Source organism: Thermus tenuipuniceus, assembly GCF_002964845.1.
Lineage (GTDB): Bacteria > Deinococcota > Deinococci > Deinococcales > Thermaceae > Thermus > Thermus tenuipuniceus.
The window spans coordinates 38,719-45,933 of the sequence record NZ_PRDA01000039.1 but is presented as its reverse complement, the minus strand read 5'-3'; the positions used below and the strand labels follow the sequence as shown (position 1 = coordinate 45,933).

At 64.9% G+C, this 7,215-nt stretch carries 6 protein-coding genes; all 6 read right to left on the bottom strand.

The features are described from left to right. Positions 1–70 precede the first annotated feature (70 nt). The gene (locus C2847_RS10340) at positions 71–805 is read right to left on the bottom strand and encodes a YebC/PmpR family DNA-binding transcriptional regulator (protein ID WP_105318270.1); all 735 of its coding nucleotides are present in this window, start codon (positions 803–805) and stop codon (positions 71–73) included. Further along, positions 792–2,327, bottom strand: a complete 1,536-nt coding sequence (locus tag C2847_RS10335; protein ID WP_105318269.1) for a cation:proton antiporter family protein — start codon at positions 2,325–2,327, stop codon at positions 792–794. Before C2847_RS10335 ends, C2847_RS10340 begins: the two co-directional genes overlap by 14 nt. 158 nt (positions 2,328–2,485) lie before the next feature. Further along, entirely contained in the window at positions 2,486–3,121 is a 636-nt protein-coding gene (locus tag C2847_RS10330; RefSeq protein ID WP_105318268.1) for a DsbA family protein, read from the bottom strand. A 48-nt stretch (positions 3,122–3,169) separates the two neighbouring features. Beyond that, the gene (gene speE, locus C2847_RS10325) at positions 3,170–4,114 is read right to left on the bottom strand and encodes a polyamine aminopropyltransferase (protein WP_105318267.1); all 945 of its coding nucleotides are present in this window, start codon (positions 4,112–4,114) and stop codon (positions 3,170–3,172) included. A gap of 4 nt (positions 4,115–4,118) precedes the next feature. Beyond that, positions 4,119–4,520 (bottom strand): S-adenosylmethionine decarboxylase, encoded by a 402-nt coding sequence (speD, locus tag C2847_RS10320; protein ID WP_038030290.1) that lies wholly within the window; start codon positions 4,518–4,520, stop codon positions 4,119–4,121. 22 nt (positions 4,521–4,542) lie between these two features. Beyond that, a complete protein-coding gene (locus tag C2847_RS10315; RefSeq protein WP_105318266.1) occupies positions 4,543–7,143 on the bottom strand; it encodes an FtsK/SpoIIIE family DNA translocase in 2,601 nt (866 codons plus the stop codon). Positions 7,144–7,215: the final 72 nt, after the last annotated feature.

The window sequence follows — 7,215 nt, the reverse complement described above, 5'->3', positions numbered from 1 at the left end:
TGGGGTAAGATGTGCGTGTCCTCTGCACCCTTCAAGGATACAAGACTTTTACGACAGCCTCTTAGTTCGGTTAGGCCTCCACCTGCAGGCTAGCGGGGTCCAGGTTGGTGTAGACGTGCTGCACGTCGTCCAGGTCCTCCAGGGCCTCCACCAGACGCATTACCTTGGCGGCCTCCTCCGGGGGCAGGGCCACGGTGTTCTGGGGATGCTGCACCACCTCCACCGCCTCCACGGGGATGCCCCGCCTTTTAAGCTCCTCGGCCATGCGGTAGGCCTCGGCGGGGTCGGTGTAGATGGTGAGGTTTTCCCCTTCCTCCTCGAGGTCCAGGGCTCCGAGCTCTATGGCTGCCTCCTGGGCGGCCTCGGAGTTCTGGCAGACGATCACGCCTTTTCGCTCAAACTGCCAGGCCACGCTGCCCGTGGCCCCCAGGGAGCCGCCGTACTTGTTGAAGACGTGGCGCACCTCTCCGGCGGTGCGGTTGCGGTTTTCCGTGAGGGCGTAGACCAGAAGGGCCACCCCGCCCGGGGCATAGCCCTCGTAGATGATCTCCTCGTACTGCTCGGCTCCTTCCCCTCCCCCTTGCAGCTTCTGCAGGAGGCGCTCGATGTTTTCCATGGGGACATCGTCGGCGCGGGCGGCTTCGATGGCGTTGCGAAGCTGGACGTTGGCCTCGGGAAGGGCGCTTCCCCCCGCCCGGGCAGCCGCCTGGATGGCCCGTAGGTGCTTGGAGATGATCTTGCCGCGTTTGAGGTCGTTGGCGGCTTTCTTGCGCTTGATCTGTGCCCACTTGCTATGACCGGCCATGGCTCACCTCACCCATTATAGCCAGTCTTTCCAGCACCTTCTCCGCCAGGCGTTCCCCGGCCTCCCGGAAGGGGTGGAAGAGGAGGCTCACCCCGGCGGCTTCCAGGATGGGGTCTTCCTCCAGGTGGAAGCTGGTGGCGGCCAGTACGCCCTTAAAGTCCCGCTCCTTCAGCCAGCGGGCGGCGAGGACCTTGGCCTCGAGGTCCGGCAGGGCCAGGACCACCGCCTTAAGTCCCGTAAGGTCCAGGCGTTCCCAGAGCTCGGGGTCCTCCGCATCCCCATAGAGGACCTTCCGCCCCTTGGCCTGGTGGCGGGCCACCTTTTCGGGGTCGGCGTCCAGGCCCACCGGGCGCTCCCCCTTGGCCTCCAGGATGCGGTAGACGGCTCCCCCGGTGCGGCCCATGCCCACGATGAGCACCGTGGCCCCTTCCAGGCGTTCGGGTTCCTGGTCGGGGTGGCGCCCCTTGCGCTCCAGGGGAAGGAGGCGGGCCTCGAGGCGTTTGTAGAGGCTATGGCTATACCGAGCTAGGGGTGCGGAAATCGCCATGGAAAGGGCCACCAGAAGGGCTAGGGTGGAAAGGCTGTGGGAGAGGAGTCCCGCCCGTTCCAGCACAACCCCCACGATGAGGGCAAATTCCGAGTAGTTGCCCAGGTACATGCCACTCACGAAGGCGGTGCGGGCCCGAAGCCCGAAGAGGAGAAACAGGGTGAAGAAGAGAGGGGCTTTGACCAAGGCCAGGAGGAGAAAGGACAGGACCATCCCGGGCTCCACGCCCTGTAGGCCTTCCCTGAGGCCGATATCCAGGAAAAAGGCCACCAGAAAGGCTTCCTTGAGGCTCCAAAGCCCCTTGGCCATCTCCCCTCCCTTTTCGTGGCCCGAGAGGAAGATTCCCATGATTAAGGCTCCCAGTTCCGGGGATAACCCCATCTGGCGGAAGCCCTCGCCTCCCAGTAGGGCAAGGCCTAGGCCGAAGAGCACGAGTAGCTCGTCGTGGCCGCTTTTTTCCAGGAGCCAGGCCACGGCAAACCGCAGAAGGGGCAGGAGGAGAACCAGCCCTACCCAGGGGCTTATTTGGTTCTCGCCATAAAGGGTGATAAGGCCCACCGCCACCAGGTCCTGCAGGACCAGGATGCCCACGCTGAGGCGGCCATGGTAGGTGGTGAGTTCCTTCTTGTCCTCGAGGACCTTCGCCACCAGCACGGTGCTGGAAAAGGCCAGGGCTAGGGCCAGGGGCAGGTTGCCGAGGAGGACAAAGGCAAGGAAGGCGAAAAGCACGAGGTGTAGACCCCCTGTGCCCAGGATGCGGGGCTCGAGAAGGTCTTGAAAGCGGAGCTTTAACCCCACGGTGAAAAGGAGAAGGAGCACACCGATCTCTGCCGCATGGTGCAGAAACTCGGTTTCCCTGAGACCTATCCCGCGAAGGGCAAACCCCGCCCCTAGGTAGCCCACCAGGGGAGGAAGCCCCAGGCGGCTGGCCAAGAGGCCCAGGGTAAAGGCAGCGGCCACCCAGAGGGCTTCCATGGCTTCCAGGGTAGCAGACCCGCATGGGACAAGGGGGATGTACTCCCCCTTGTCCCTACACCGAAAGGCTTATACCACCCCACCCTGGCTTACGCCCCCGGAAAGGACCTCCGGCGGGCGTCATCTCGTTGGGACTTAGAGAACGAAACAAAAGGGTATTACTTCTTTTCTGCCAGGGCCTTGTCCAAGAGGGTCTTCCACTCCTCGTAGGGCAAGAAGCCCGTGCGCTTTTCCCCTGCGATGAAGAAGGTGGGGGTACCGGTGAGGCCCAGGTCCGAGGCCAGCTTTTGGTCGGCCAGGACCCCCTCGCGGTGCTTATTGGAGGAGAGGCACTGGCTGAAGGTGTTCTCGTCCAGCCCCATCTGCCCCGCCAGATCCACCAAGTAGCGGTCCAGCACGCTCCCCTGCAGGTTTGCCCAGCTGGAGGCGGCCCGGAAGAGGACCTCGTGGTACTCGTAGTAACGCCCCTGGTCGGCGGCGCAGGCGGCGGCCTCGCTGGCCCGGATCACGTTGGCTTGGCCGGGGAAGGGGAAGTCGCGGAAGAGGTAGCGCACCTTACCGGTGTCGATGTACTCGGCTTTGAGTCGGGGGAGGACGTTTAAAGCGTGGTTCTGGCAGTGGGGGCAGAGGTAGTTGGAAAAGTCCACCACCACCACGGGGGCGTTGGGGTCGCCCAGGGCAAAGCGGGCACCTTGGGCGGGGTCCAGCCCGGCTTTCCCCTTGGGACCCCAAAGGATCCAGCCCAAGCCGAGAAGGGCCAGGGCCACCACTACGAGAACTATAGCGCGCTGCATGGGTTTACTCTACCACGCTCCCGGTGAGAAACCTTGAGAGAGGCCCCCTTAGCCCCGGTAGGGGGACTGGCGGGCCTCGCCCTCCGGGGTGAGGTAGAAGGGGTTCGCATCGGTGGATACCAGGGTTTCCGTTTCCACCGCCTCCTGGATGTCCTTAGGCAGGACGAACATGGCCTCGAGGTAGGGGGCGGAGAGGTGCCTTAAAGCCAGCTGCCGCCCCCGGATGCGGGCCTCGATGACCCCTTCGGAGAAGGCCGCGGGGTCAAAGGCATCCGAGGCCAGGAGGAAGCCGAAGTTCAGGAAGAAGCCGGGGATGTGGTTCTTGTAGCTCCGCACGTAGCGGAAGGCCTCCCGCACCGTGCGGTGCACCACGGGATGCACGCGGTGGTGGGTGAGCATGATCATCCCCGCCTGCATGCCCATGATCCCGCCCGGGTTCAGGTGGGCCTTCACCAGGCGGTAAAACTCCACCGTGTAGAGAAGCCTGGCGGGGTTGTCCTCCCCCACGGGGTCCGTGAGGTCGATGATGATGACGTCGTACGTGTCCTGGGTGCGCTCCAGGTAAGCCCGGGCGTCGTCGATGATCAGGACCGTTCGGGGATCCTCGAAGGCTCCCTGGTGCCATTCGGGCATGTGGTGCTTGGCCACCTCCACCAGCTCCCCGTCGATGTCCACCATCACCGCCCGTTCCACGGTGGGGTGCTTTAGCACCTCCCTCAGGGTGGCCCCTTCCCCGCCTCCCACGATGAGTACGGTCCTGGGCTCAGGGTGGGAGAGCATGGCCGGGTGGACCAGGGTTTCGTGGTAGACGTACTCGTCCCTTTCCGTGCTCTGCACGTCCTTGTCCAGGACCAGCACCTTGCCAAAGCCCTTGGTTTCAAAGAGAAAGTAGTCCTGGTACTTGGTGCGGCCGGAGGCGATCACCCTTTCCATGCGCCGCACCATGGTTTCGTAAGGGGTGATGTGCTCAAAAAAGTACATGCCGTAGTCCATAGCTTCAACCTCCTTGCTGGCCGCCAAAGGCCCGGCGCTTGATGGCGTGTTCCGTTCCCCGCCAGTAGCGGAAGGCCGATTCCTCCTTGGCCCCGAAGGCCCGGGAGAGCCCCTTCAGGACCTCCTCGGGGTCCACTCCATCCCGGTAGAAGTAGAGGTCCAGGGTGGCGGAGGCGTTGTCCTCGGGCCAGGTGTGGATCATCACCGCCGCCACCGGGCTCACCACCGCCGCCGAGAGCCCCTGGGGGTGAAACTTGTACACCACCGACTGGGCCGAGCCCCTGGGTGCCCCCAGGCGCATCACCGCATCCAGGAGGGCTGCCTCCACCATCTTGGGGTTTTCCAAGACATCCAGGTCGCAGCCGTAGATTTCCGCCACCCAGCGCCCGCCCGGCACCGTTTCCACAAAGGGCCATGATAGCATACCTTTACCCGAAGAAGTCCTTGAGCTGCTCTTTGCTGATGAGGACTTCCCGGGGCTTGGAACCCTTGGAGGGGCCCACGATGCCCATGGCCTCGAGGGCATCCATCAGCTTCCCGGCCCGGGCGTGGCCGATGGAAAGGCGGCGTTGCAGGCGGCTTACGGAGCCGTAGCCCTCCTCCACCACGATCTCCGCCGCCTTCTTGAGAAGGGGATCCGAGAAGTCCACCTCGCCGGGGCCCGCGCCCTCCGGACCCTTGGGGGGCTCAAAGTCCTGGCCGTAGGCCTCGGCGAAGCGGTCCTCGTAACTCTGGCCCCTGAGGAAGCTGGCCAGGCGCCCTACTTCCTCCTCGGAGAGGTAGGGTACCTGCAGGCGCACGGGCTTGGTGAGCCCGGGCTGGTAGAAGAGGGCATCCCCCTGGCCGATGAGCTTTTCCGCTCCCTGGGTATCCAGGATGGTGCGGGAGTCGAAGCCGCTGGACACGGCAAAGGCCAGGCGGGCGGGGATGTTCACCTTGATGAGGGAGGTGAGGATGTCCACGCTGGGCCGCTGGGTGGCCAGGATGAGGTGCATGCCGGTGGCCCGGGCCATCTGGGCCAGGCGCAAAATGGCGGATTCCACCTCCTTGGGGGCGGTCATCATCAGGTCGGCCAGCTCGTCCACCACGATGATCAGGTAAGGAAGGGTTTCCCCGCCCTCCTTTTCCATCTTGGCGTTGTACTGTTCCAGGTTCCTGGCCCCCACCTGGCTCATCAGGCGGTAGCGTCGTTCCATGTGGGCCACCGCTCCTTGCAGGACCCCGGCGGCTTCCTCGGGGCTGGTGACCACGGGGCGCACCAGATGGGGGATGCCCTCGTAGGGGGTGAGTTCCACCATCTTGGGGTCGATGAGGAGGAGGCGCAAGGAGGTGGGGAGGTGCTTATAGAGGAGGCTGGCGATAAGGACGTTGATGGCCACGCTCTTGCCGCTTCCCGTGGAGCCGGCGATGAGGAGGTGGGGCATTTTGGCGAGATCCCTCACCCAGATCTCACCCTCGATGCTCTTGCCCAGGACCAGGGGGAGAAGGGCCTTGGCGTTTTGGAAGGCAGGGGAGAGGACCGCCTCGGAAAAGCGCACCAGCTCCCTTTTGGGGTTTGGCACCTCGAGGCCCACGGTGTTTTTCCCGGGAATGGGGGCCTCGATGCGCACCGCCCCCACCGCCAGGGCCCGGGCCAGGTCGTTTTGCAGGCTCTGGATGCGGCTGATCTTCTCCCCGGGGGCAGGCAGAAGCTCGTACCGGATCACGGAGGGGCCGCGGGCATGGCCCACCACCTCCGCCTGCACCCCGAAGTGCTTGAGGGTGTCGGCGATGGTGCGCTTCAGCCTTTCCACCTCCTCCTCCAGGCCCCGGGCGGTTCCCTTGGGCTCCGGGGGGTCCAGGAGGTCCGGGGTGGGGAGGGCCAGGGCCGTGCTCCGGGGACGGGAGCGGGGCGGTGGAGGGGGGTCCGGCTGGACCTGGGCTGGGGAAGGTTCGGGGAAGACCAGGTCCAGGTCAAAGGGTTCCGGTTCAGGGGCAGGGGGTGGGGGAGAAACAGCGGGCGGGGGGTTCCCCGTGAGCAGGGCCCTAAGCCCCTCGGCCTGGGCCTCGGGATGCCGGGAGAGGAAGGATAGCCAAGAGGAAAGCTCCTCGTAGCGCCCCTCGAGGTCCTGGACCAGACCGGAAAGCTCCTCCCAACGGGCCCTGCGCTCTTCCCGAAGCCTTAGGCCCTGGATCAGGCCTCCCACGCTGGGCTTGGGTGCGGGAAAGGTGAGAAGGGCTTTCAAGCGGGATAAAAGGGCCTGGGCCTCGAGGTGAAGGGCTGCCCGCCGTTCCTCCAGGGCATCCCGCAAGGGACCTTCCCCCGGCACAGGGGTTTTCAAGCCTTGGAGAAGGGCTTGGAGCCGGGGTTCCAGAGGCCTTTGGTCCTCTTCCATCTGCCGCTTCAGCTCGGCGGCCCGTTCCTTCAGGAACTCCCTTAAAGCCTTTTCCACCCCCGGGAGTTCCGCAGGGGAGAGGTTCTGCGCCAGGGCCTTTAGGGCGGTGTGTTCAGGGTAAAGGCGGGCGAGGAAGCCGATCCTTTGCCTGAGGAGAAGGGCTTTCAGGCGGTGGCGGATCCGGCGCACGCCCTCCACTCCCAGGTGCAGGCCGGTGAGAAGGAGGTGAAAAGGGGGTTTCCGCCGCCAGAGGTCCAGGACCGAGGAGGCCAGGATGGGGGGAAGGAGGAAGCCCAAGGCCCCTGCCTTGGCTTCCAGGAAGGAGCGCACTTCCTCGCCCATCCGGCCCGAAAGGGGTCCCAGGAGGGGAAGGAGGACGAAGGCCAGGAGGTAAAGGAAAAGAAGGTGGCGAAGAAGAGGCTTTAGGGGTTTGTTGCGGAAGAGGAAGGCCCCTAGGAGGAAAAGGCTTGGCGAAAGGAGGTAGGCGGGTAGGCCCAGCGCCTGGTAGAGGGTTTCCCGGAGAAAAGACCCGAAGGCCCCTGTGGGCAAGGGTAGAAGGGGAGCGGCGAAGAAGACCCCCGCCCCCAAGGCCACGGTACCCAGGGCCTCGAGGTCGCGGTTTCGGCTGGGGCTAGCCGGTTTCCGCTTCGCCATCGGAAGGATTATAACCTGGCGGCATGGAAGGGAAAAGGGAAGCCCGGGGCATGCTTCCCCCGGGCCTGAGGT